The following is a 24,673-nucleotide window of genomic DNA, read 5'->3' as shown; positions in this document are numbered from 1 at the left end:
CAGACTAAACTATACAGTTCAGCTTGTCAGAGATATTTCTGCATTAGTACAAGATCGATGAAACGCCCGAACTTATGGCCGACTTGCGGAAGGGTTCCTACGGTCTCAAACCCCAGTTTAGTGTGGAAATTCAAGGCGGAGGTGTTCTCCGAGGAGATGCCGGCAACAAGTGCGTGAAGTTTTGTTGCACGTGCATGATCTTCCAGCGTTTTGACCAGTTTGCGCCCCAATCCTTGCCCGCGCGCGCAGGGGGCGAGGTGAACCGTTATCTCGACTGTGCGGGCATAGCCTGCGCCAGCGCGGAAGGGGCCATATTTGGCGTACCCCACCACTGCGCCGCCTGCACTGTCGTCCTCTGCAACAAGGTAGGGATGAGCGCGTGCGGCATGATTAGATAAGCCCTCGATCACATCATCCTGCGTGATTGGGTCGGGAGAGAAAGTAATCGTTGTGTTCGCAATAATGGGGTTCAAGATCGCACAAATGCCAGCGGCGTCCTTGGCCTGTGCCGGTCGAATAAGCGTCATGACAGGGATCGCGGTCCCAATGGGGTGTCGAAACTGGCGCTTAGGCTTGGGGTGTTCGCCTCCTCAAATAAGATGGTGTCACGCGGCAAAAGGGGCGCGATGGCGGCGGCGATCTCGACGGCTTGGGGGTGGCGCAATAGGACAGTGCTTAGTCGCACGTTCTGGTCGGGCAGCATCGGCGCGGGATGCATTTCACTATGCCATTGGATCAACGCCGGTCCCCAACCACCCCACGGCAAGATACCGTCGTCGGGCACAGCCATGGACCACTCGAACTCACCGCGCTTGAAGGCTATGGGCGTGCCGAAGCCGTCGGGCAGGGCGTCCAAGGCGGCCTCTATGTTTTGGGTCGACACTATCCAATTGGTGAGCCGTGGAAGCCCCGAAAAGTTGTCGATGTTGAACCAACGGGGGCGGTTTGGCGCGACTCCATTGGGATCAACAGCAATCACTTCGAAGTATTCTTCATCACCGAGCGACAACAGATGGTTATGCGTTGCCATAAGGGGATGTTCTCCCCTTGGGGTCAGGGGCGCGCCAAGTGCGTCTTCTACATGGGCGCGCCCTGCCTCCAGCGTCTCAGAGGTCAGGGCAAGGTGATCTAGTTTGAGGAGTGTCATGCGGAGCACGGTAGCGGCATATACAGGGGCTTGCCAAGAGGGCAGCGTCAGGCAACAACACCGTTATGGATGATCTGACCCAGATAAAAGCCGCCGCACGTAAGGCGGCCTTCGCGCGCCGCAAGGACGCCAAATCAACCGGCAATGATGCTGCAGCCGTCGCGCATTTGCTGGAGGCGGTGCTACCGTTCAAGGGGCGGGCCTTGGCGGGCTATATGCCGATCCGCACGGAAGTTGACCCAATGCCGGTTATGGCGGCAATGGCCGCTTGGGGGCCGGTGGCGGTGCCGGTGATCAAAGGTGCAGGCCTACCGCTGGAATTTCACCGTTGGGAGCCAGGATGCGACATGCACGAAGGTACGTTTGGCGCATATATTCCGGTGAACGCAGAGGTGGTTGTCCCCGACGTCTTGATCGTGCCGCTCGTTGCGTTTGATCGAGGCGGCGGGCGTTTGGGCTATGGCGGAGGCTTTTATGACCGAACGCTGGAAGGGTTGCGCGCGCGGGGGCAAGTTACTGCGCTGGGCTATGCATTCGCAGCACAAGAAGCGTCCGACCTGCCGTTGGAGCCTACGGACCAACCACTTGATGGCGTCGTCACTGATCAGGGCGTGTTGCGCATGTCGGGCAATAAGCCTAGGTCTGCGTCATGAAGATTTTGTTTCTCGGAGATGTAATGGGGCGCGCTGGGCGTGCCGCCATTGTAGAGCGTTTGCCCAAGCTGCGCAGCGATTGGGCGTTAGATTTCGTCGTGGTCAACGGCGAAAACGCCAGCTCAGGCATGGGGCTGACCGCAGCCCACGCTAAAGCGCTGCTGGACGCTGGCGCGGATTGCCTGACCTTGGGCGACCATGCGTTCGATCAGCGTGACATGTTGCAATTCATCGAGAAAGAACCGCGCATCGTGCGTCCCCTTAATTTCGCCAAGGACGCGCCGGGGCGTGGTCACGGCATTTATGATGCTGGGCGCGGCCGCAAGATACTGGTGACACAAGTTTTGGGGCAGGTGTTTATGAAGCGTCCGTTTGAAGACCCGTTTGGCAAGCTGGAGCAGGTTCTCAAAACCCATCCACGTGGTGGGATGGTGCAAGCCTCGCTGGTTGATGTGCACTGCGAAGCCACGTCCGAGAAAATGGCCATGGGCCATTGGTGCGACGGACGCGCAAGCGTTTGCGTGGGCACGCACACCCATGTGCCGACGGCGGATGCAATGATCATGCCGCAAGGATGTGCCTACCTGTCTGACGCGGGCATGTGCGGCGACTACAGCTCGGTCATCGGGATGGAAAAGGCGGAGCCTATGCGCCGTTTCGTCACCGGTATGGTGAAAGGCCGCTTCACCCCCGCGATGGAGGAGGCGACGCTATCTGGCCTCTATGTTGAAACCGACGATCGCACCGGAGCGGCGACGCGCATCGAGATGGTGCGCCAAGGCGGCCGATTGGCCCAAGCCGGACCTGCGTGAGCCAGTTCCTATGAATGAACGCAACGGTCTCTTTACTGCGTTATTCGTAATGGGTGCAGGATGGGGGCTAACACAGCCGCTTGGTAAAATGGCTGTTGATGGCGGGCACCGCCAGTTTGGCCTGATCTTCTGGCAGGTGGTGATCACTGGCGCAATTTTGGGCGCGATATGCCTGATGCGCGGCAAACCCATCACATTTACCCGCAACCAACTTTGGGCCTGTTTGATCATTGCCTTGGTCGGGACGGTATTGCCCGGCGCAGGAACCTATGCGGCGCTGGAGTATTTACCAGCGGGTTTGGTGGCCATTTTGTTGTCACTGGTGCCGATGATGGCGTTTCCAGTGGCGGTGTTGCTTGGAAACGAAAATTTCCAATGGTCGCGCTTGGCTGGTTTGGCATTTGGCCTTTGCGGGGTGCTTTTGATTGTCTTGCCCGAGGCCAGCCTGCCGGACCGCTCGATGGTGGCCTTTATCCCGTTGGCCCTGATTGCTCCGTTGTTTTACGCGGTGGAGGGCAACTACGTGGCGCGCTGGGGAACGGCGGGCCTTGATCCGTTGCAGCTGTTGTTGGGCGCAAGCGTGATTGGTGCGCTGATCGCGGGGCCACTGGCGCTTTGGCGCGGGCAGTTCATCAATCCCAATATATCTTACGGCCTAGCTGAATGGGCCTTGATCGGGTCTTCCTTGATTCACGCCTTTGTGTATTCGGCCTATGTCTGGCTTGTGGGCCGCGCGGGGCCAGTGTTTGCAGTGCAAGTGAGCTATCTTGTAACCGCATTCGGGGTTGTGTGGTCAATCTGGCTGCTGGGCGAGCGCTATTCGCTTTGGGTCTGGGCTGCCTTTGCTATATTGCTGTTTGGGCTGGCGTTGGTACAACCGCGGGCACCAGCTAAGCCTGACTTAACGGAGTCCTAATGGAACTTCTCGACCTTTCCCAAAATACACGCGCAATCTTGGCCCTTCTGGTCGTCATAGGGATGTTCGCGCTGTTCGTGCGCGAGACATACCCGACGGAAGTGGTGGCCATCGGCGGGGCGTCCGTTTTGCTGGCAACTGGCGTGTTGCCCTATGACGCAGCGCTGAGCGTTTTATCCAACCCTGCGCCTTGGACCATTGCGGCGATGTTTATCATCATGGGCTCTTTGGTGCGCACCGGCGCGCTGGATTGGTTCACGCAGGTCGCGGATCGCAATGCTGCGAAGAATCCGGCCTTGGCGCTTGCGGGCATGTTCGCTTTCGTCGTGATCTCCTCGGCCATCGTGTCCAACACGCCGGTTGTCGTCGTGATGATCCCTGTATTTGTACAATTGTCGCGCACATTGGGGGTGTCGGCTTCCAAGTTGCTGATCCCACTGTCCTATGCGGCCATCTTGGGGGGCACGCTGACGTTGATCGGGACCTCCACAAACCTGTTGGTTGACGGTGTTGCGCGGGCCAACGGTATGGCGCCATTTACAATCTTTGAGGTGACCCCACTGGGCATCGTTTTGGTCGTATGGGGGATGATTTATCTGCGCTTCATCAGCCCGCGACTGCTGCCGGAGCGCGATAGCATGGCGATGATGTTGTCCGACCGCTCCAAAATGAAGTTCTTCACAGAGGCCGCGATCCCGCCCGAAAGCAACTTGATCGGGCGCGAGGTTCTGGATGTGCAGTTGTTCAAGCGTGACGGGGTACGTCTCGTAGATGTGGTGCGCGGCGATACATCGCTGCGTCGCAACCTGCAAAGCGTGACATTGCAAACCGGTGACCGCGTGGTCCTTCGCACCGAAATGACAGAGTTGTTGTCCTTACAACGAAATAAAGAACTCAAACGTGTGGATCAGCTGTCTGCCGTTGAGACCTCGACCGTCGAGGTTTTGATTACGCCGGGTTGCAAAATGGTGGGCCGCTCGCTTGGATCCATGCGTCTGCGTCGCCGTTACGGTGTGTACCCTTTGGCGGTGCACCGCAGAAACCAAAATATCGGCCGCCAGTTGGACGATCTGATTGTGCGTGTTGGTGATACATTGTTGTTGGAGGGGGCGATGGAAGACATCTCGCGCCTTGCCAGTGAGATGGAGCTGGTGGACGTGTCGCACCCGTCGGCAAGGGCCTTTCGTCGCTCCCATGCGCCCATCGCTATTGCGGCCTTGTTGGCGTTGGTGGGCTTGGCGGGCTTTGGCGTGGCACCGATCTTCCTACTGTCCATCCTTGCGGTTGCGATTGTGCTTTTGACCAGATGTATCGACGCGGATGAGGCGTTCTCGCATGTGGATGGGCATCTGCTAGTGTTGATTTTTTCCATGCTCGCCATCGGGGCGGCGCTTGAGGCTTCAGGCGCTGTGACCTTGATCGTGGAGGCCTTGGCCCCATGGATGGTCAACCTTCCACCCTTCTTTGTGGTGTGGGGGATTTATCTTCTTACCTCCGTGCTGACAGAGCTGGTGTCGAACAACGCGGTGGCCGTGGTGGTGACGCCAATTGCGATCGGTTTGGCCTCGACCATGGGAATGGACGCGCGCCCGCTGGTGGTCGCAGTGATGGTGGCCGCATCGGCGAGTTTTGCCACACCGATTGGGTATCAGACCAACATGCTGGTTTACGGCCCCGGCGGGTATCGATTCACCGATTTCATGCGGGCGGGTATCCCGCTGAACCTGTCCATCGGGCTGTTGGCGTCCTTCGTCATCCCAATGATCTGGCCGCTGATGTAGCCTGCCAATTCGTGCAGGCTCTGTATTGGGGTTTCCCTCATGAGGACGCGCGATGTAAGTTATCTGCGAACAATTTCTGCGAGGCTATATGCGCATCACCACCTGCACACTGTTTGCGACCATGGCCCTTGCCGTGTCCGGATGTGGAATCGTGAAAGACCGCGTTTTTGGACGCAGCGAACCCTTCGAGGTGCCGGCCCCATTGCCAGAACGCGCCACCCGACCCGTCGTTGTCGCACTAGAGTCCGATGCGGTCATTGTCGGGATGGACGATGGCATTCAGTGTTTGGGTAGCGCGGGTGCGGCAGGGCGCTCCAACGGGTGGACAGGCACGCTGAGCGAGTGTCCATACGCATTTACCTACGAAGTTGTGCTGGCAGCGGGAACGCTTCCGGGTCAAGTGGCTTTGCGCGAGACTGCGCGCGAGCTGGTTATTGACGAGACCGAGATCCCATTCAGACCACTGGCAGTGGTGACTATTACCGACCTGTCCGGTCAAGCGTACCGCTTCGAGAGTGACGCGGGATTCTAAAGCGGCCAGAACGTCAGAATGGCGGGGATCGAGACTGCCACAACCAGAATTTCCAACGGTAGGCCCATGCGCCAGTAATCACCAAAGCTGTAGCCGCCTGGCCCCAAGATCAGGGTGTTGTTCTTGTGCCCAATGGGCGTCAAGAAGGCGCAGGATGCGGCGACGGCGACGGCCATCAGAAACGGGTCGGGGTTCACGCCCATGGTTTGCGCCATCGTGATGCCAACGGGGGCCGCGACAATCGCGGTGGCGGTGTTGTTCAACACGTCCGACAGGGTCATCGTCACAATCATGAGAACAGTCAAAACCGCCCAAGCCGGCATGCCATTGGTCAAGGCGACCAAGCTGCCCGCGATCAATTCGGTGCCGCCCGATGCCTCAAGTGCCGCGCCAAGCGGGATCATCGAGCCAAGCAGCACGACCACTGGCCATTCGATGTGGGTGTAGAGCTCCGACAAAGGCACAATGCGGGCCAAGACGTAGGCCACCACCACAATGCCAAGTGCGACGGGCAGATAGATAAGCCCCAAGGAAGCCGCGACCACCGCCGCCGCAAACAACCCGATTGCGAGCCATGTTTTCTTGTCTTCGGTTACGGCCAAGCCGCGCTCGGCCAAGGGTAGGCAGCCCAGCCAGTCCGTCACATCGTTGGCGCTGTCTTGGGGGACAAGCAGCAACAGAATGTCTCCCGTCTCGACCACGGTTTTACGTACCTGTTTGCGAATGCTTTTGCCGCTACGCGAAATGCCCATCAGGACGGAACGTTGGCGCCAAGGTAGCCCAATTGCTTGCGCGGTTTTACCGTTTATGCGGCTTTGCTCGGTGACCACGACCTCGATGATCTTCACGCCTTCGCCGTCGGCACGCAGGTGCTCTTCGCGCTTCTCGTCGGCGAAGTCCAAGGATAGGGCCGTGCGGAATTCGTCCAGCGCATCTGGCGTGGCTTCAAGCACCAAAGCATCGCTGGCTCGCAGGTCGGTGTTTTGCGCGGTGCCGTAGCGGCGCTTGCCGTCACGAACCAGCCCCAAGATGGCCACATCGGCCTTCTCTGCATCTTCTTGCAACTCGCGAATGCGTTTACCGATTAGTTTTGAATTTTCAGGGATCGTTAGCTCTGCGATGTAGTCGGCGTAGTCGTCCATCGGGTTGCCGGCGCGACCTTCGTCGCTGCCTTGGGGAATAAGCCGCCAGCCAATGACGGCCACAAATAGAAGGCCCACGATGGCGGTGATGCCACCCACGGGCGCGAAGTCGAACATCTTGAACGGTTCGCCCAGCATATCCTCGCGGATGGATGCGATGATGATGTTTGGCGGGGTGCCAATCAGCGTCGCCATGCCGCCAAGGATTGTGCAAAATGACAAGGGCATCAGCGACAATCCCGGCCCGCGCCCTGCTTTGCGGGCGGTTTGAATGTCGACAGGCATCAGTAAGGCCAAGGCCGCCACGTTGTTCATAAAGGCAGACAAAACGCCGCCGATCAGTCCCATCAACGCGATATGCGCCCCAAGGGATCGCGCACTGTCAATCAAGGTGCGGGTGATTAAGAAGACCGCGCCAGATCGCACCAGCCCAGCCGAGACCACCAAAACAAGCGCCACAACCAGTGTGGCGGGGTGTCCAAAGCCATCAAATGCGTGCTTGGCGTCCACCACGCCCAGCACCACGCCTGCCATCAGGGCCGAGAAGGCAATCAAGTCATAGCGCCAACGTCCCCATAGCAGCAGGGCGAAAACGACTCCGAAAAGGGCGAATAGCGTGATTTGTTCTTGTGTCATATTCGAACTCTATCGGCCTTTGGCATTCACCGGAAGCGGGGAAAAGCGCGCTACATCTTGCAGATTGCAGGACGCTTGCATAAAAGCGGGACAACTCAGCATTAAACGGGGAGAGACCCATGGCCGGCCACTCAAAATGGGCAAACATCCAGCACCGCAAAGGTCGTCAGGATAAACTGCGCTCCAAACTGTTCTCCAAGCTTGCCAAGGAAATTACCGTGGCGGCCAAAATGGGTGAGCCTGACCCCGACAAAAACCCGCGTCTTCGCCTTGCGGTGAAGGAAGCTAAGTCGCAGTCGGTGCCAAAGGACGTGATCGATCGCGCGATTAAGAAGTCGCAGGGTGGCGACGCGGAAAGCTATGACGAAATTCGCTATGAAGGCTACGGCCCCGGCGGCGTGGCTGTGATTGTCGAGACCATGACCGACAACAAAAACCGCACCGCGTCTACCGTGCGCTCGACGTTCACAAAGAACGGCGGCAATTTGGGCGAAACCGGATCCGTTGGATTCATGTTCGATCGCAAGGGTCAAGTGATCTATCCGGCGACCGTGGGCGACGCGGACACTGTGATGATGGCGGCAATCGAGGCGGGCGCCGAGGATGTGGATTCGTCCGAAGAGGGCCATGTGATCATTTGCGCCGACACGGACCTGAACACCGTCTCAACTGGGCTTGAAGCTGAGTTGGGCGAGTCGGATTCCACCAAATTGATCTGGCAGCCCACCACGACCACCGAGCTGGACTTGGAAGGCATGACCAAGCTGATGAAGCTGATTGACGCGCTGGAAGATGACGATGACATTCAAAACGTCACCGCTAACTTCGAGGCCAGCGACGAGGTCATGGCGCAGCTTTGACCTAAAGGGCGCGCCTACCGGCGCGACGCGATTATTTGTTGGGGCGTGGCCACTGGCTGCGCCCCAACGCGTTTGTAATTAGGTTTGGATGAGGGCGGCCCGCGCGTGCCGGACAACGGATTTGGTCAACGGCTTCAGCGGCTCTGCGGTTAGGCGCGACACCTGCCAATATAGCGCCACATCCATCGGCGCGTTTGGTGAGACCTCCTCAAGGGTGCCCGCGTCGAGGTGAGATCGGCACAGGGTTTCGGGGTTCATCCCCCATCCCAACCCCAAGGTAGCCGCCTCAATGAAGCCTTGGGTCGAGGCGAGGCGGTGTTTTTGCAAGGTCACCGATTGCCCCGCGACACCTGCGGCCCAGTCCATTTGCAGGCGGTCCTTGTCGTTGAAGGTCATGGCGGGGGCGGCCTCAAAGGCCTCAACCGTGGGGCCGTTTGGCATGTGGCGGTTTATATAGTCGGGTGAGGCAGTCGCGATGTACCGCATGGCCCCAAGGGCGATGCTATCGCAGCCCTGTACAGGCCCCGCATGCCCCGAAATCGCCGCGGCCACTTCGCCGGACCGCAACCAATCCGCGCTGTGGTCCTGGTCGTCTACGATAAGATCATAGAGGAACCCGTCGTGCTCGGCCAACGCGGGCAGGAGCCATGTGGCCAAACTATCTGCGTTTACCGCGATGCGAACGGGGGTGGGGTCGTCGCTGACGGGAAGCGCGAACTCCACCGATTTTTCCATCAAGCGCACTTGGTCGGTGTGGGTGGCCAAGCGGTTGCCCGCATCAGTGCCGGTGCAAGGTTGTCCGCGTTTGACCAACACCGCGCCCACGCGTTCCTCTAGCTGCTTGATGCGCTGCGAGATCGCGGATTGGGTCACGCCCAATTGCGCGGCGGCTCCGTCAAAGCTGCCGGTTCGGATGACGGCGCTTAGCGCTTCTAGTTGGCTGTAGTCATGCATAAGTATAGCTAATCACGATTAAGAATGATTAGCTATACTCCACACCCACTTGCCTTTAGCACCAGTGCAACTTCTTTAGGCGGGACGCTGAATATGCCAATCTTTTTCTCGGGCTTTGCCCTTAGCTTTACCTTGATCCTGGCAATCGGGGCGCAGAACGCGTTTGTGTTGCGCCAAGGGATCCGCCGCGAGCATGTATTGCTGTGTGTGGTGATTTGTGGCGTGTCTGATGCGCTGCTGATTGCTTTGGGCGTCACCAGCTTCGGGGTTCTAAGCGAGCAGATGCCGTGGTTGGGGCCGATCATGCGGTACGGGGGGGCGGTTTTCTTGCTGGCATACGGTGCGATGTCGTTCAAATCGGCACTTACTAGCACGGAGGCATTGGACGTGGAGGGGCGCGCGCGTAGCGATTGGCGCAAGGTCGCCGCGACCTTGTTGGCGCTGACATGGCTCAACCCGCATGTCTATTTGGACACGGTGATCTTGCTAGGCTCCATCGCGTCGCAATTTGGCGAAGATCGCGTGATTTTCGGGGCGGGGGCCGCGACTGCTTCTTTGGTGTTCTTCATCCTGCTTGGATTTGGTGCCCACCTTTTGGCACCGTTCTTTGTGCGACCGAAGGCGTGGCGCATATTGGACGCGCTGGTTGGGGCGACCATGTGGCTGATCGCCTTTGGGCTGATCTTTAACGGATAGGGCTTGCGCCCGCCCGCGCATGGGCGTCAGGTGGCGCAATGGCAAACACTCAAAATAGACCCGTAGCGGGCGCCGTCTGGATGCTGGTCACGGGCCTTATGTTCGTGGCGGTGACGGCGATTGTAAAACATGTCGGCTCGGAGCTGCCCGCCGCGCAATCCGCCTTCCTGCGCTACCTTCTTGGGTTGGTGTTCCTGATCCCCATGATCGGGCCAATTCGCAGGGCCAAACTGACGCCGCGCGCGTTAAAGCTGTTCGGGTTTCGCGGGCTGGTCCACACGCTTGGCGTGACATTGTGGTTCTACGCGATGACGCAAATCTCCATCGCTGAGGTGACGGCGATGAATTATATGTCACCGATCTACGTCACGCTGGGGGCTGCGTTCTTTCTAGGCGAGAAGCTGGCCTTTCGACGGATCATGGCTGTGGTCGTGGCGCTCATTGGTGCGATGATTATCCTTCGGCCGGGGTTCAGAGAGCTTTCGCCGGGCCATTTCGCGATGCTGATCACGGCGGTGATGTTCGCGGGGTCGTATCTGACGGCCAAGGTCATGGCGGATGAGGTCAGCCCCGCAGTGGTAGTGGGCATGCTGTCTATCATGGTGACCATCGGCTTGGCCCCGTTGGCCGCACTCGTTTGGGTGACGCCGACGTTGACGCAAATTGGCTGGATGTTCCTGCTCGCGTGTTTTGCCACCGCTGGGCACTATTCCATGACGCTGGCGTTCCAAGCGGCCCCCGTTACGGTGACGCAACCGGTGACGTTTTTGCAGCTGTTCTGGGCAGTGCTTCTGGGCGCGTTGGTCTTTGACGAGGCGCTGGATGGCTGGGTGATTTTCGGGGGTTTGGTGATTTTGGCCTCGGTCAGTTTTATCACGTGGCGTGAGGCGATGTTGAAACGCTCCACCACCCCAACCGTTCCCGAGACCAAGGTGTAGTGCTTGTTATCTGGACGGACTGACTTGCCGGGTGGTTTCACAACTTCATGAGGGGGCGAGATTAGGTTTCTCAACCAATTGGTTTGTGGTTATCGTAAGCAGCTATAGAACTGGGATAGGTCTCAACTTGGCCCGAGTGACAATATCTGTTTTGGGAGGTTGAGATGGAACACGCGCATGGGTCTTTGGAGCTTGTATTGCTGGGCATCCTAGCCTGCACTTTCGTCTACTCGCTGCTCACGAATGCGATCGCGAAAACGATCATAACATTGCCGATTGTCTTCATGTCAGTGGGGTACGTCAGCTCACACTCGCTAGAAATAATGGCCGAACCTGAAGTGTTGGATGCAGGCAAGCGCCTGATAGCAGAGATTACATTGGTTTTGGTTCTGTTTTCTGATGCGAGCCGCGTTCGCTTGGATGAGCTGCGTCGGAACTTTCAGTTTCCCACCAGAATGCTCATCATCGGGATGCCGCTATCTTTGGTTCTTGGTATCGCTGTGGTCTATGGCATGAGCCCCCATAATGGATTTGCAATGGCTTTGCTGACTGCCGCAGTCCTGGCCCCGACGGATGCGGCCCTAGGCCAGACAGTGGTGTCGAGCCCGGATGTGCCCGACAGGTTGAGCCAAACTATCAATGTCGAAAGCGGCCTCAACGACGGGTTGGTTTTGCCCTTCGTTTTGCTTGGCGCGATCCTAGCGTCGGCTGGCATGAATGACGCGCAGACCGATGGCCTTGCGACCTCCGCAATATTGCAGATAGTTCTGGGTCCATTGGTCGGCATCGCGTTCGGGTGGGGCTTTGCCAAGGCGATGGACCTCGCTCAAAACCGCGGTCTTATGGCAGAGGCCGCAGGCGGTGTGGCGTTCTTAGTGGTGGCGTTCGCCACGTTCATTAGCGCCGAGATTGTTGGTGGCAACGGGTTCATTGCAGCCTTCGTCGCGGGTATGACCTTCGGACATACTTTCAAGAACAACATCCACTTTATCGGCGAGTTCATGGAAGGCGTAGGCCAGCTGTTAACGATGCTCGCATTCTTAATATTCGGCGCCTTGATGTTGCCCGATGCGCTGGCGCATATGAATTGGAAAGCGATAGTCGTGGCACTGCTGTTTCTGACCGTTGTCAGAATACTGCCCATTTGGGTGTCATTGCTGGGCACCGGCTTACCCCTGCGTGAGAAGTTGTTTTTGGGATGGTTCGGGCCGCGCGGGCTGGCCTCTATATTGTTCACCATGATCATGGTGGACGAGTTCGATTTCCCCGGCGAGCAAGAGCTTCTGGCATGCGTGTCTATGACCGTTTTCCTGTCGATTATCCTGCACGGGGTCTCGGCGGCTCCTTTGTCAAAATGGATTGGCCGCACAGCCAAATAACCAAACCGGCGTGTAACTGACGGCAAAATACCCGTTCCTGAAGGTGTGAATTTGGGGGCGCGGTGGATCCTGTCGGCGCAGGCTCTCTTTGCGCGAAGTTTTTATTGATTGACGAGTCAATAAAAAACCAGCAAGCGTATTTCCATGCCAAAGCTTGGAATGGAACCTATACGCCGCGAGGCCCTTGTAACCGCCGCCATCGCTGAGATCGGGGCAGCGGGATCGCTTGATGTGACCGTCAGCGCGATCTCCAAACGTGCGGGCATGTCCTCGGCGCTGGCGCATCATTACTTTGGGAACAAAGACCAGATATTCCTTGCCGCCATGCGCCATATCCTTGCGGGCTTCGCTGTAGAGGTGCGCAGCCGCTTGCATGTGGCCACCACTCCGCGCGCACGCCTCAAGGCCCTCGTGGAGGCGAGCTTCGCGCAGTCCTGTTTTGACCCTGAGGTGATATCTGCTTGGCTGAACTTCTACGTGAAGGCCCACACCAGCCCCGACGCCATGCGGTTGCTGCGGGTGTATCAAAGCCGCCTGCGCAGCAATTTGATCCATGCCCTTCGCCCGATTGCCCCTAAGCCCGACGAATTGGCCGACGCCATCGCCGCGTTGATTGACGGGCTGTATATTCGCGCGGCCCTTGGGGCGCCAATCTCAAACGACCCGGCTGCCACGATCCTTGCCTTCACAGCCCCACATTTGGAGGAGCAGCCGTGACCCAGCCGAACTTCCTGATCTTCATGGTGGATCAACTCAATGGCACGCTGTTCCCCGACGGCCCCGCCGACTGGCTCCATGCGCCGAACCTCAAAAAGCTGGCGGCAAAATCCACGCGGTTCCAGAACGCCTACACCGCCTCGCCTCTATGCGCTCCGGGGCGGGCCAGCTTCATGACGGGGCAACTGCCGTCACGCACGGGCGTCTACGACAACGCGGCCGAATTTGCGTCCTCCATCCCAACCTTCGCGCATCACCTGCGCCGCGCGGGGTATCAAACCTGCCTGTCGGGCAAAATGCATTTCGTGGGGCCTGACCAGCTGCACGGGTTTGAAGACCGCCTGACCACAGATATATACCCCGCCGATTTCGGCTGGACGCCAGATTACCGCAAACCCGGCGAGCGCATTGAGTGGTGGTATCACAACATGGGGTCGGTCACTGGGGCAGGAGTTGCGGAAATCTCCAACCAGATGGAATACGACGACGAGGTGGCCTTTCATGCGACCCGCAAGATTTATGATCTGGCGCGTGGTCGCGATGCCCGCTCTTGGTGCCTGCTGGCCAGCTTCACCCATCCCCATGACCCCTACGTGGCGCGCAAGAAATACTGGGATTTGTATGAGGATTGCGAGCATCTGATGCCGCAGGTCGGCCCGATCCCCTATGAGGACCAAGACGCCCATTCTCAACGCATCTTAGACGCCAACGACCGCGATAACTTCAACATCTCCGACGACGATATCCGCCGCGCACGCCGCGCCTACTTCGCCAATATCTCCTACCTCGACGATAAAATCGGGGAGGTGATGGAGGCGCTGGAGGCCACCCGCCAAGATGCCACGATCTTGTTCGTGTCCGACCACGGCGACATGCTGGGCGAGCGGGGCTTGTGGTTCAAGATGAGCTTCTTTGAGGGGGCGTCGCGGGTGCCATTCATGGTCTCCTCGCCGGATATGGAGGCGGGGTTGGTCACGGACGCGGTCTCCAATATCGACTTTTGCCCGACGCTGTGTGACCTCGCGGGGGTAGATATGTCGGAGGTGATGCCTTGGACGGACGGGCAGTCCATCGCGCCCTTGGGCAAGGGGCAGCGCCGCGACGAGCCGGTGGCGATGGAATACGCCGCAGAGGCCAGCTACGCGCCCCTTGTGTCCCTGCGCTACGGCAAATGGAAATACAACCGCTGCGCCTTGGACCCTGACCAGCTGTTCGATCTAGACGCGGATCCGCATGAGTTGACCAACCTCGCGGGCGAGCCTGCACAGGCCGGAACACTCGCCTCCCTGCGCGCCAAGTCCGAGGCCCGTTGGGACCTAGACGCCTATGACGCCGCCGTGCGCCACAGCCAAGCTGGCCGATGGGTGGTTTACGAGGCATTGCGCAAGGGTGGCTACTACCCTTGGGACTACCAGCCGCTGCAAAAAGCATCCGAGCGCTACATGCGCAATCACATGGATCTCAACACGCTAGAGGAAAGCCAGCGCTTTCCCCGTGGCGAATAACTCGAATTTTCAGAACACCCTGCCGGAGCCATACATCATGCAAAATGCCCAACCCACCGCCAGCCACTTCATCAACGGTGAATACGTCGAAGACACCTCCGGCGCACCGATTGAATGCATCTACCCCGCTACGGGCGAGGTGATCGCCACGGTTCACGAGGCCACGCCCGCTATCGTGGATCAGGCCTTGGCGGCTGCCAAAACGGGCCAGAAAATCTGGGCGGCGATGACGGGAACGGAACGGGGCCGCATTTTGCGCCGCGCGGCCGACATCATCCGCGATCGCAACCGTGAGCTGTCGGTGTTGGAAACATTGGACACTGGCAAGCCGTTGCAAGAAACGTTGGTGGCGGATGCGACCTCCGGCGCGGATGCATTGGAATATTTCGGCGGTTTGGCGGCGACGTTGACCGGCGAGCATATCCAGCTCGGCCAAGACTGGGTCTACACCATCCGCGAGGCATTGGGCGTCTGTGTTGGCATCGGGGCGTGGAACTATCCAACACAGATTGCGTGCTGGAAAGGGGCGCCGGCTTTGGCGTGTGGCAACTCGATGGTGTTCAAGCCGTCCGAGACGACGCCGCTCAGCGCCTTGAAGGTGGCGGAAATCCTGCATGAGGCGGGCCTTCCCGCTGGCGTATATAACGTGGTTCAAGGTCGCGGCGCGGTGGGGGCATCTTTGGTGAGCGACCCACGTGTGGCGAAGGTGTCGCTAACAGGATCCGTGCCAACGGGTCAAAAGGTCTACGCCGCCGCCGCCGCAAGCATGAAGCATGTGACCATGGAGTTGGGCGGCAAGTCCCCGATCCTTGTGTTTGAGGACGCCGACATCGACAACGCCGTCTCAGGTGCGATCCTTGGCAACTTCTATTCCTCGGGGCAGGTCTGTTCCAATGGCACGCGGGTGTTCGTGCATAAAAGCATCAAGGCGGCGTTCCTGAAACGCTTGAGCGAGCGCTTGGAAGGTGTCGTCATGGGCGACCCGATGGATGAGGCGACGAACTACGGGCCTATGGTGTCCGCCGATCAGATGAACATCGTCTTGGGCTATATCGAAAAGGGCAAGACCGAGGGCGCGACGCTGTTTGCAGGTGGCAACAAGGCGGCGCGCGACGGATACTTCCTTGAGCCCACGGTGTTCTCGGATGTCACGGACGACATGACCATCGCGCGCGAAGAAATCTTCGGCCCCGTCATGGCGGTCTTCGACTTTGAGACGGAAGAAGAGGTCATGGCGCGGGCCAATGACACCGAATTTGGTCTGGCGGCAGGCGTGTTCACCAGTGACATAACCCGTGCGCACCGTGTGGTTGCGGGGTTTGAGGCGGGAACGTGCTACATCAATACCTACAACCTTGCCCCAGTAGAGGCACCCTTCGGTGGGTCCAAGGCATCCGGCGTTGGGCGTGAGAACTCCAAAGAAGCGATCAACCACTACTCGGAAGTGAAGACCGTCTATGTGGCGATGACACCAGTAGAGGCGCAGTTCTAAATGAAAGCGGATTACGTCATCGTTGGTGCGGGCTCTGCGGGCTGCGCTATGGCCTACCGATTGGCCGAGGCTGGGAAGTCCGTGTTGGTGATCGAGCACGGGGGCACCGATTGGGGGCCGTTCATTCAAATGCCCGGCGCGCTGAGCTACCCGATGAACATGTCGCGCTACGACTGGGGCTATAAGTCCGAGCCGGAGCCGAATTTGCAAAACCGCGAGCTGGTCACCCCGCGTGGCAAGGTCGTGGGCGGATCGTCGTCGATCAACGGCATGGTCTATGTGCGCGGCCACGCTGGCGACTTTGACCATTGGGCGGAGCAGGGGGCGGATGGTTGGTCCTATGCTGATGTGCTTCCCTACTACAAACGTATGGAAAACTGGCGCTCTGGTGGGCGCGGCGGGGATGCCTCATGGCGGGGTCGCAAAGGTCCATTGGCGGTCACCCGTGGGCCTGGAAAAAATCCGCTCACCAAAGCTTTTATCAAAGCAGGGCAGCAGGCGGGCTACCACGTCACACCGGATTACAACGGCGAGCAGCAAGAGGGCGTGGGGCCTTTCGATGCGACAATCAAAAACGGGCGACGTTGGTCGGCGGCGAACGCCTACCTGCGCCCCGCATTGAAGCGCGAAAATTGCACATTGGTTCAGGCCTTGGCGCAAAAAGTGGTCATAAAGGATGGTCGCGCCACGGGGGTTGAAGTCCTGCGCGCAGGCAAGACGGAGGTGATTGAGGCAGGCAAGGAGGTCATCCTCGCGGCGTCCTCCATCAACAGCCCCAAGCTTTTGATGTTATCTGGCATTGGCCCTGCGCAGCATTTGCGTGACCACGGGATCGACGTTGTGGCGGACCGCCCGGGCGTGGGGCAGAACTTGCAAGATCACTTGGAAATCTACCTGCAAATGGCCGCGTCCAAGCCGGTCAGCCTGTACCGCTATTGGAACATTCCGGGCAAAGGTTGGGTCGGGACGCAATGGCTGCTGGCAAAGCTGGGGCTTGGGGCGTCGAACCAGTTCGAATCCGGCGGCTTCATTCGATCAGCAGCAGGGGTGCGCTACCCAGACATCCAGTTCCACTTCCTCCCCATTGCGGTTCGCTACGACGGGCAGGCGGCGGCAGAGGGGCACGGGTATCAAGCCCACGTCGGCCCAATGCGCTCCAAGTCGCGAGGGCAGGTGACGTTGCGCTCAAGTGATCCTGCGGACGCGCCCAAGATCGAATTTAACTATATGTCCCATCCCGACGATTGGGAGGAATTCCGCAAATGTGTGCGCCTCACCCGTGAAATTTTTGGGCAAGAGGCCTTTGCAGAGTTTTCGCGCCACGAAATTCAACCCGGCAATACGGTGGACAGCGACGAGCAGATCGACGCCTTCATCGCGGAGCATGCAGAAAGTGCCTACCACCCTTGCGGCACGGCGCGCATGGGGCGCCGGAACGATGCGATGGCCGTGGTGGATCCTGAGTGCCGCGTGATCGGAGTGGACGGCCTGCGCCTTGCGGACAGCTCGATCTTCCCGCGCATTACCAACGGCAACCTGAATGCGCCGTCTATCATGGTGGGGGAAAAGGCGGCGGATCATATTCTTGGGCTTGATCCCTTGGCCAAAGATACCGCGAAGCCGTGGTTCCACCCTGATTGGCGCTCTCAGCAACGTTAAGGGGGGCATTGTGTGGATGCGCCCGCAGCGCTTGGTTTGTGATCTGACGGGGTAGGCTTGGATCGATTGAGGTTGCAGCAACGACATATGTTTCACAGGCACTGCGCTTTTTGCCGAAGGATACCGCAGCGCGCGTGTAGGTTTAGCAAACTGGCAATCTCACGTTTTTGTGAATGAATCGTTTTTGCGCCAGATTCAGGCTGGGGGTTCAAGTGCTTACAGGCTTTTGAACGTAGGGGGATTAGCCTGCACGGAAAGGTGAACAACCGTCATTGTCATATTGGCGATTGTTCCGATAATGTCTTCTGGACAACGCTTGTGATCGGAGTGCTCATGGGGCACGTGACATATCAAGCGAAGCGTGACATAAAAATTCTAGCTTAGATCGATCTGGGCCGAATACTTGATTAAACTGGAGACGATGATCATGAAAACTATCCTTGCCGCTACCGCAGCTACATTGGCTTTTGCCGCACCTTCTTTCGCAGACACATCTGCTGCTGAACTGTTCGCAATGAGCAACGCATCTGCTGCTGAAACAATCATCCGCGAAACTTCCATGGGCGATGTTACGACTGCCCGTGTACGTTTGGCTCTTGGCAACATGAGCGCTGCTGAGCGTAAAACCTTCTTCGAAGCTGACACCATCGGTCGTCAACGCATCCTGAAGAACGCTAAATTGTTCGGCGACAGCAACTCCGCTGCCGAAATGGCGTCCGAAACTGTACGGGCTGCTGCAGGCAACTAAGCCGCCTTACACGAAGATTTTTCGGGCGGGCTTCGGAGACGGTGCCCGCCCGTTTTTCCTCTAATACCCTGTTAGTCACAGGTGCTAGGTTTTCCCCAACGAAAGGCTCTCCTATGTCCAATACAACAAATATCAGCCTCACCCGCCGTGGCTTTTTTGCAAGCACTAGCGCTGCTGCTCTGACAACGATCGCGGCACCTGCTGCCGCAAGTGTCGAAGCAGGCAGCGCTTCGGATTTCGTTTACGAAGTTACGCGCACGACAGACGAATGGTACGAGCTGTTGGGCGAGCAAAGCTACGCCATCATGCGCGAGGGTTTCACAGAGGCACCGAAGTCCAGCCCTTTATGGGAAGAAACTGGCAAAGGCAGCTACCACTGTAAAGGGTGTGACCTGAAGCTCTATGAAGGCACCCAGAAGGTGGTTTTGGACAAGGGTTGGGTGTTCTTTTATCACTCCGAGCCTGACACGCTTTTGACTGCGATTGACGGTCAAGTTCCGCAATACGGTGCGATGGCCGAAGATGCCGCTTTGATCGAGCTGCACTGCCGTCGCTGCGGCAGCCACGCGGGTCACCTTGTGATCGTTGCTGGTGGGATGAAGCACTGCATCAACGGCGCTGCTTTGGACTTTAAACCAGAAGTCGCCTAAGGCGCATACGAATAAGTGGCAACGCGCAGAACGAAGTGAGAACACCTCTTTCCCTGCGCGCTGCTACACGCTATCCTAGTTGGCATGAGTAGTTTTAACGACGAAGACGCCTTCGAGGCCGCAAGCCTTCCCTTGTCCCAACGCGCCATGGGCGCTGCAATGGGAGCACGGGCCGCCCCCTATTTAGATGGACTAAACCCCGCGCAACGCGAGGCCGTGGAGACCTTAGATGGTCCCGTTTTGATGTTGGCGGGGGCTGGCACTGGCAAGACCAAGGCGCTGACGTCGCGCATTGCGCACCTGTTGACCACCGGCAGCGCGCGCCCCAATGAAATTCTGGCCGTGACCTTTACAAATAAGGCCGCTCGCGAGATGAAAAACCGCGTGGCAGGGCTGCTTGGCGAGGCGGTCGAGGGCGTGCCTTGGCTAGGAACCTTCCACTCTATTTGTGTGAAGCAGCTGCGTCGCCATGCCGAATTGGTTGGGCTTAAATCGAATTTCACTATCCTCGACACAGACGATCAAATTCGCCTTCTCAAGCAGTTGATCGTGGCGGAAGGGGTAGACGACAAGCGCTGGCCCGCACGTCTGCTGGCCGGCGTTATTGATAGCTGGAAGAACCGCGCATGGACGCCCGATGCCGTACCCACCTCGGAGGCTGGGGCCTATGACAACAAAGGGCCAAAGCTCTATGCCCAGTACCAAGAACGCCTGCGCACGCTGAACGCCTGCGACTTTGGCGACTTGCTGTTGCATATGGTCACCATCTTCCAAAACCACCCCGATGTGCTGGAACAATACCAACGCTGGTTCCGCTATATTTTGGTGGACGAATACCAAGATACCAACGTCGCGCAATATATGTGGCTGCGTCTGCTTGCGGCGTCTCATAAGAATATCTGCTGCGTCGGGGACGATGACCAATCAATCTACGGGTGGCGCGGGGCTGAGGTCGGCAACATTTTGCGCTTTGAGAAGGACTTCGAGGGCGCAAAAACTGTACGATTGGAACAAAACTACCGCTCAACCGAACATATCCTGGGGGCCGCCTCCGGCGTGATCGCGGGCAACAAGGGCCGCTTGGGTAAGACCTTGTTTACCGAGGCTAAGGGCGGCGAGAAGGTGCGTTTGATCGGCCATTGGGACGGTGAGGAAGAGGCGCGCTGGATCGGTGATGAAATCGAATCCATGCAAAGCGGCACACGCGGGATGGACCCCATCGGCCTCAACCAAATGGCTATCCTCGTGCGCGCATCCCACCAAATGCGCAGCTTTGAGGACCGCTTCCTAAGCATCGGGCTGCCATACCGCGTCATCGGCGGTCCGCGCTTCTACGAGCGCTTGGAAATCCGCGATGCCATGGCCTACTTCCGCCTGATCACCAGCCCCAGCGATGATCTTGCTTTTGAGAGAATCGTGAACACGCCCAAACGCGGGCTTGGTGATAAAGCCGTGCAGAAAATCCAAATTATGGCCCGCAGCAATGGCGTGTCCTTGCTTGACGGCGCGAAGCTGTTGCTCGAGGCGAAGGGCTTGGGCGGAAAAGGCGCCAAAGAGCTGGCCAAATTGGTCGAAGGGTTGGACCGTTGGGGGGATGCCGCGCGTATCGGCGATATGTCTCATATTGAGGTGGCCGAAATGGCGCTGGAGGAATCCGGCTACACCGACATGTGGCAAAACGACAAAACTCCCGAGGCACCCGGTCGTCTTGATAACCTCAAAGAACTGGTCAAAGCGTTGGAGCAATTCGAGAATCTGCAAGGGTTCTTGGAGCACATCGCCCTTGTCATGGATAATGATTCTGAGGATTCCACCGAAAAGGTCTCCATCATGACTTTGCACGGGGCCAAAGGGTTGGAATTCCCCGCTGTGTTCTTGCCGGGGTGGGAGGATGGCTTGTTCCCGTCGCAACGCTCCATGGACGAATCTGGTGTCAAAGGCTTGGAGGAAGAGCGCCGCCTTGCCTATGTCGGCATCACGCGGGCGGAAAAGCTTTGCACGATCTCTTTTGCGGGCAACCGCCGTGTCTATGGCCAGTGGCAAAACGCATTGCCGTCGCGGTTCATCGACGAGCTGCCGGAGCGCCACGTCGACGTGCTGACGCCTCCGGGTATTTACGGCCATCAGGCGGGGTCAGCTGGCGATATGCTTGATGCGCTCGGTGGCAGTGATCTGCACGAGGCGGCGGCCAAAGCTAATGTTTACAACTCACCGGGATGGCGTCGCTTGCAGGAACGCCAGTCCAACCGCAGTACACCACGCGCAGGCGCGTCGGGCGGCGTGACCATTGACGCGCAAGCGGTGTCGTCCTTTACCGTGGGTGACCGCGTGTTCCACCAAAAGTTTGGCTACGGCGAGATCATGGCCGCGGAGGGGGACAAGCTAGACGTGTCGTTTGACAAGTCGGGCGACAAGAAGGTTGTCGGTAAATTCTTGGTCTCGGCCGATAGTGCTGGCGACGTGCCGTTCTAGGCCTGTACGACGAGGGGGTAGAGGGAAGCAATCAGCAAGGCTGCCATCGTAAAGTTAAAGATGCGAAGGCGGGAGTTGTTGGTCAACAACCGGCGCAATTGCTGCCCTAACACTGTCCAGATCGAGACCGACGGCGCATTCACAAGGCCGAAAACCAACGCGACCATGGCAACCGCGAACATGGATCGGTCCGGTGCGTAAAGTGTGATTGCCGTTAAAGCCATAGCCCAAGCCTTTGGGTTTACCCATTGAAAAGCTGCGGCTTGTGTGAACGTCATCGGGGTTCCGTCTGCCTTGCCATCTTTCGGGGCGGCGGCATTTGCGATCTTCCACGCAAGCCATGACATGTAGCTGATCGAGGCGACCTTCAAGATGAGGTGGCTCACAGGGTATAGGTCAAAAACTTGGATCAACCCGATGCCGACCAAGAAGATCATTAAGCAAAAGCCGATGGAAATGCCCAACATGTGGGGGACGCTGCGGCGAAAGCCGAAATTGGCGCCGGAGGCCATCAGCATCAGGTTGTTTGGCCCCGGCGTGGCGGAGGATACAAAGGCAAATAGGATCAGGGCGGTCAGTAAATCATATGTCATGCTGGTGAATTTAGTCTCTGTATAGCGAATTTAAGTTGCGTTTTGAGTTGCATGCTGGATTAATTCACAATTAATGAGCGTTATGGATCAGATAAACGAAAAGATATTGCGCGAGTTGAGCCGCGACGGCCGGATCAGTAATCTGGATTTGGCGGACCGCGTGGGTTTGTCGCCCTCCGCATGCTTGCGCCGTGTCCAAGACCTTGAGCGTCGCGGTGTTATCCAAGGGTATCGCGCGGTGTTGGATCGCACCCAGCTTGGGACGGGTTTCGCGGCTTACGTGGGGGTGGGATTGTCGGATCATTCCAAGGCGTCGCAGGAGGCGTTTGAGCGCTCGATCTCGCGAAGCCCGCAGGTGGTGGAATGCCACAACATAACTGGCACCATTGAATACCTGCTGCGCGTCGAATGCGCTGACCTTGCGGCCTATAAGGTGTTCCACACGGATGTTCTTGGGGCGCTAGATGCGGTGAGCTCGATCACGTCATATGTGGTGATGGGGTCCCCCAAGGACGATCGCGCCTAAACTTCAACTGACATTCAGGCACAAAAAAACGGTGACGCGGGAGGAGGTGCATCACCGTTTTTATGTGTGGCGCCGACCTGGGAGGAGGTAGGTCATTGCCGGGTAACGGGCCAGCCTCGGGAGGAGGTGAAGCTGTACCGATCTGGTCAGCGGCGGCACCTAAGGGAGGAGGAAGGTGCCGCCACTAGAACGAACTCAGCTTAAGGGAGGAGGAAAGCTGAGAACGTAAACTTATTTGCCGTAAGCTGCCTCATATGCGACTGCTTTGATGCTGCCGCGGCTCATGCCAAGGTCAGCCAATTCACGACCGCTCAGGGCTTGCAGCTCGTTCAAAGTTTCGCGGAATACGCGGTTCTTTGCGCGGCGCTCAGCCAATTCGTTTTTGTATGCCACCAGGCCTTCAAGGAATGTCGGCGCGGTGCGGATGCTAGTAGTAAAAGCCATGTCCATTTTCCTTCGTTACTGTGAGAGCGTGCTGTCATCTATTTGACTTGTTCGCCTCTGTTGATTTCAATTTAGCTAAATGCTGCGCTGCAACAAGAGACACGTTAACAATGCCGCCATGCAGAAAATGCATGGCTTAACCTCTTGTTTTGTTTGCTTTAGGCCAGTGAATTCCTCACGGATTCGTGAGCTTTCTTCGATCGAGGTAACGGTTGGCCGTTCTGGGGGCGGTTTGAGGCCTTAAAACAATTCATCTGTTGAAAGCTTGGGGGTTGCTCTTACAGTCGCGGACGCTCACTTAGTGACTAACGACAACACATCTATATTAGGACGCTCTGATGACTGTGACACGCGACGCAATACTTGAAGCCCTTCGTGTACTGAAGTTGCCGGACGGCGAAGATGTCGTCGCAAAGGATATGGTGCGCGCCATGGCGGTGGACGGGGGCAATGTGCGCTTCGTGATCGAGGCCGCTCCGGAGATTGCAAAACACCTCGAGCCGCTGCGCGCCGCCGCGCAACAAATAGTAGAGCGCATGGACGGCGTTCAAAGCGCCTCCGTACTGTTGACGGCGCATTCCGACAAAAAGCCCCCATCGTTAAAGGTAGGTAAGCACCCCGAACCCCAAGCCGGCCCAACCAAGCCCATAGGCGTGGCCCGTATTCTGGCGGTGGCCTCCGGTAAAGGGGGTGTGGGCAAGTCGACCCTATCGTCGAACCTGGCTGTAGCGCTGGCTAAGCAGGGCCGCCGTGTGGGGCTGCTGGACGCCGATATATACGGCCCCTCCCAGCCACGTATGATGGGGGTTAACAAACGCCCTGCGTCACCGGACGGCAAAACCATCATCCCGCTCAAGGCGCATGGGGTAACGATGATGTCGATTGGCCTGATGATGGACCCCGACAAGGCCGTCGTTTGGCGTGGCCCTATGTTAATGGGGGCGTTGCAACAAATGCTGGGGCAGGTGGAGTGGGGCGAGCTGGACGTGCTGATTGTTGACCTGCCGCCGGGCACGGGTGACGTGCAGCTCACTCTTTGCACGAAGTCCGAACTGTCAGGGGCCATCGTGGTGTCCACCCCACAAGACGTGGCGCTGCTGGATGCGCGCAAGGCAATTGATATGTTCAACACGCTGAAGACCCCCGTGCTGGGTTTGGTGGAGAACATGTCTATGTATGTCTGCCCCAAATGCGGACATGAGGCGCATATCTTTGGACATGGCGGCGTGAAGGAAGATGCGGCGAAGTTGGGCCTGCCATTCCTTGGCGAAATACCACTTGATATAGATGTGCGCCTTGCGGGCGACAGCGGCACACCTATCGCGGCCGGTGATGGCCCCGTGGCGCAAGCCTATGCCAAGCTGGCTGAGGGGTTGGTCAAAGGCGGCATGGCTTGACCCAAGCCCTCTAGGTGGCTTAAC

General features: G+C 58.1%; 24 protein-coding genes. 18 read left to right on the top strand and 6 right to left on the bottom strand.

What is annotated here, in order from left to right:
* Positions 1-26: 26 nt before the first annotated feature.
* Both ABJN86_RS12275 and ABJN86_RS12270 read right to left on the bottom strand, forming a co-directional pair.
* Entirely contained in the window at positions 27-527 is a 501-nt protein-coding gene (locus ABJN86_RS12275; protein WP_348367487.1) for an N-acetyltransferase family protein, read from the bottom strand.
* Positions 524-1,147: a VOC family protein gene (locus ABJN86_RS12270; protein WP_348367486.1), complete on the bottom strand. Its 624-nt coding sequence runs from the start codon at positions 1,145-1,147 to the stop codon at positions 524-526. The genes ABJN86_RS12275 and ABJN86_RS12270 overlap by 4 nt, the downstream gene beginning before the upstream one ends.
* A gap of 65 nt (positions 1,148-1,212) precedes the next feature.
* Here ABJN86_RS12270 and ABJN86_RS12265 point away from each other — a divergent pair, with 65 nt between their 5' ends.
* The 5 genes from ABJN86_RS12265 to ABJN86_RS12245 all read left to right on the top strand — a co-directional run bounded on the left by ABJN86_RS12265 (position 1,213) and on the right by ABJN86_RS12245 (position 5,841).
* Positions 1,213-1,800 carry a 5-formyltetrahydrofolate cyclo-ligase gene (locus tag ABJN86_RS12265; protein WP_348367485.1) on the top strand — a complete coding sequence of 196 codons (588 nt, stop codon included), beginning with the start codon at positions 1,213-1,215 and terminating at the stop codon, positions 1,798-1,800.
* The gene (locus ABJN86_RS12260; protein ID WP_348367484.1) at positions 1,797-2,612 is read left to right on the top strand and encodes a TIGR00282 family metallophosphoesterase; all 816 of its coding nucleotides are present in this window, start codon (positions 1,797-1,799) and stop codon (positions 2,610-2,612) included. Before ABJN86_RS12265 ends, ABJN86_RS12260 begins: the two co-directional genes overlap by 4 nt.
* 10 nt (positions 2,613-2,622) lie before the next feature.
* Positions 2,623-3,528, top strand: a complete 906-nt coding sequence (locus ABJN86_RS12255; protein WP_348367482.1) for a DMT family transporter — start codon at positions 2,623-2,625, stop codon at positions 3,526-3,528.
* Positions 3,528-5,309, top strand: coding sequence for an SLC13 family permease (locus tag ABJN86_RS12250; RefSeq protein WP_348367480.1), 1,782 nt, complete (start codon positions 3,528-3,530; stop codon positions 5,307-5,309). Before ABJN86_RS12255 ends, ABJN86_RS12250 begins: the two co-directional genes overlap by 1 nt.
* 88 nt (positions 5,310-5,397) lie before the next feature.
* Positions 5,398-5,841, top strand: coding sequence for a hypothetical protein (locus tag ABJN86_RS12245; protein ID WP_348367478.1), 444 nt, complete (start codon positions 5,398-5,400; stop codon positions 5,839-5,841).
* On the opposite strand, the gene ABJN86_RS12240 is transcribed toward ABJN86_RS12245, so the two are convergent.
* Entirely contained in the window at positions 5,838-7,619 is a 1,782-nt protein-coding gene (locus ABJN86_RS12240; protein ID WP_348367477.1) for an SLC13 family permease, read from the bottom strand. The two genes, ABJN86_RS12245 and ABJN86_RS12240, sit on opposite strands and share 4 nt — an antisense overlap.
* 119 nt (positions 7,620-7,738) lie before the next feature.
* Between ABJN86_RS12240 and ABJN86_RS12235 the strand changes: the two genes are divergently transcribed.
* Positions 7,739-8,479: a YebC/PmpR family DNA-binding transcriptional regulator gene (locus ABJN86_RS12235; protein ID WP_348367475.1), complete on the top strand. Its 741-nt coding sequence runs from the start codon at positions 7,739-7,741 to the stop codon at positions 8,477-8,479.
* 78 nt (positions 8,480-8,557) lie between these two features.
* Here the strand turns inward: ABJN86_RS12235 and ABJN86_RS12230 are convergent, their stop codons facing one another.
* On the bottom strand, positions 8,558-9,433 hold the full coding sequence (locus tag ABJN86_RS12230; RefSeq protein WP_348367473.1) for a LysR family transcriptional regulator ArgP: 876 nt from the start codon (positions 9,431-9,433) through the stop codon (positions 8,558-8,560).
* Positions 9,434-9,526: 93 nt separating this feature from the next.
* On the opposite strand from ABJN86_RS12230, the gene ABJN86_RS12225 reads away from it, so the two are divergent.
* From ABJN86_RS12225 to ABJN86_RS12180, 10 genes are all read left to right on the top strand, one after another.
* Positions 9,527-10,129, top strand: a complete 603-nt coding sequence (locus ABJN86_RS12225; RefSeq protein ID WP_348367471.1) for a LysE/ArgO family amino acid transporter — start codon at positions 9,527-9,529, stop codon at positions 10,127-10,129.
* Positions 10,130-10,167: 38 nt separating this feature from the next.
* Entirely contained in the window at positions 10,168-11,067 is a 900-nt protein-coding gene (locus tag ABJN86_RS12220) for a DMT family transporter (protein WP_348367470.1), read from the top strand.
* A 164-nt stretch (positions 11,068-11,231) separates the two neighbouring features.
* Positions 11,232-12,446, top strand: coding sequence for a cation:proton antiporter (locus tag ABJN86_RS12215; RefSeq protein ID WP_348367468.1), 1,215 nt, complete (start codon positions 11,232-11,234; stop codon positions 12,444-12,446).
* A 144-nt stretch (positions 12,447-12,590) separates the two neighbouring features.
* Positions 12,591-13,163, top strand: coding sequence for a transcriptional regulator BetI (betI, locus tag ABJN86_RS12210; RefSeq protein ID WP_348367466.1), 573 nt, complete (start codon positions 12,591-12,593; stop codon positions 13,161-13,163).
* Positions 13,160-14,668, top strand: coding sequence for a choline-sulfatase (gene betC, locus ABJN86_RS12205; protein ID WP_348367464.1), 1,509 nt, complete (start codon positions 13,160-13,162; stop codon positions 14,666-14,668). Before betI ends, betC begins: the two co-directional genes overlap by 4 nt.
* A 34-nt stretch (positions 14,669-14,702) precedes the next feature.
* The gene (gene betB, locus ABJN86_RS12200; RefSeq protein ID WP_348367676.1) at positions 14,703-16,160 is read left to right on the top strand and encodes a betaine-aldehyde dehydrogenase; all 1,458 of its coding nucleotides are present in this window, start codon (positions 14,703-14,705) and stop codon (positions 16,158-16,160) included.
* Positions 16,161-17,819, top strand: a complete 1,659-nt coding sequence (gene betA, locus ABJN86_RS12195) for a choline dehydrogenase (RefSeq protein ID WP_348367462.1) — start codon at positions 16,161-16,163, stop codon at positions 17,817-17,819.
* Positions 17,820-18,246: 427 nt separating this feature from the next.
* Complete coding sequence (locus tag ABJN86_RS12190) at positions 18,247-18,567, top strand: hypothetical protein (protein ID WP_348367461.1); 321 nt, start codon at positions 18,247-18,249, stop codon at positions 18,565-18,567.
* Between the two features lie 113 nt (positions 18,568-18,680).
* Complete coding sequence (locus ABJN86_RS12185; RefSeq protein WP_348367459.1) at positions 18,681-19,217, top strand: peptide-methionine (R)-S-oxide reductase; 537 nt, start codon at positions 18,681-18,683, stop codon at positions 19,215-19,217.
* Positions 19,218-19,301: 84 nt separating this feature from the next.
* Entirely contained in the window at positions 19,302-21,689 is a 2,388-nt protein-coding gene (locus ABJN86_RS12180) for a UvrD-helicase domain-containing protein (RefSeq protein ID WP_348367458.1), read from the top strand.
* On the opposite strand, the gene ABJN86_RS12175 is transcribed toward ABJN86_RS12180, so the two are convergent.
* Positions 21,686-22,282 (bottom strand): LysE family translocator, encoded by a 597-nt coding sequence (locus ABJN86_RS12175; RefSeq protein WP_348367457.1) that lies wholly within the window; start codon positions 22,280-22,282, stop codon positions 21,686-21,688. The two genes, ABJN86_RS12180 and ABJN86_RS12175, sit on opposite strands and share 4 nt — an antisense overlap.
* A gap of 73 nt (positions 22,283-22,355) precedes the next feature.
* Here ABJN86_RS12175 and ABJN86_RS12170 point away from each other — a divergent pair, with 73 nt between their 5' ends.
* Positions 22,356-22,808: an Lrp/AsnC family transcriptional regulator gene (locus ABJN86_RS12170; protein WP_348367455.1), complete on the top strand. Its 453-nt coding sequence runs from the start codon at positions 22,356-22,358 to the stop codon at positions 22,806-22,808.
* Between the two features lie 231 nt (positions 22,809-23,039).
* Here the strand turns inward: ABJN86_RS12170 and ABJN86_RS12165 are convergent, their stop codons facing one another.
* On the bottom strand, positions 23,040-23,252 hold the full coding sequence (locus ABJN86_RS12165) for a DUF1127 domain-containing protein (RefSeq protein WP_348367453.1): 213 nt from the start codon (positions 23,250-23,252) through the stop codon (positions 23,040-23,042).
* Between the two features lie 338 nt (positions 23,253-23,590).
* Here ABJN86_RS12165 and ABJN86_RS12160 point away from each other — a divergent pair, with 338 nt between their 5' ends.
* On the top strand, positions 23,591-24,649 hold the full coding sequence (locus ABJN86_RS12160; protein WP_348367451.1) for an Mrp/NBP35 family ATP-binding protein: 1,059 nt from the start codon (positions 23,591-23,593) through the stop codon (positions 24,647-24,649).
* Positions 24,650-24,673: the final 24 nt, after the last annotated feature.

Source organism: Litoreibacter sp. (genome assembly GCF_039974535.1).
Taxonomy (GTDB): domain Bacteria; phylum Pseudomonadota; class Alphaproteobacteria; order Rhodobacterales; family Rhodobacteraceae; genus Litoreibacter.
Note: the sequence above shows the minus strand (reverse complement) of the source record. Positions and strands in the feature narration are given on the sequence as shown.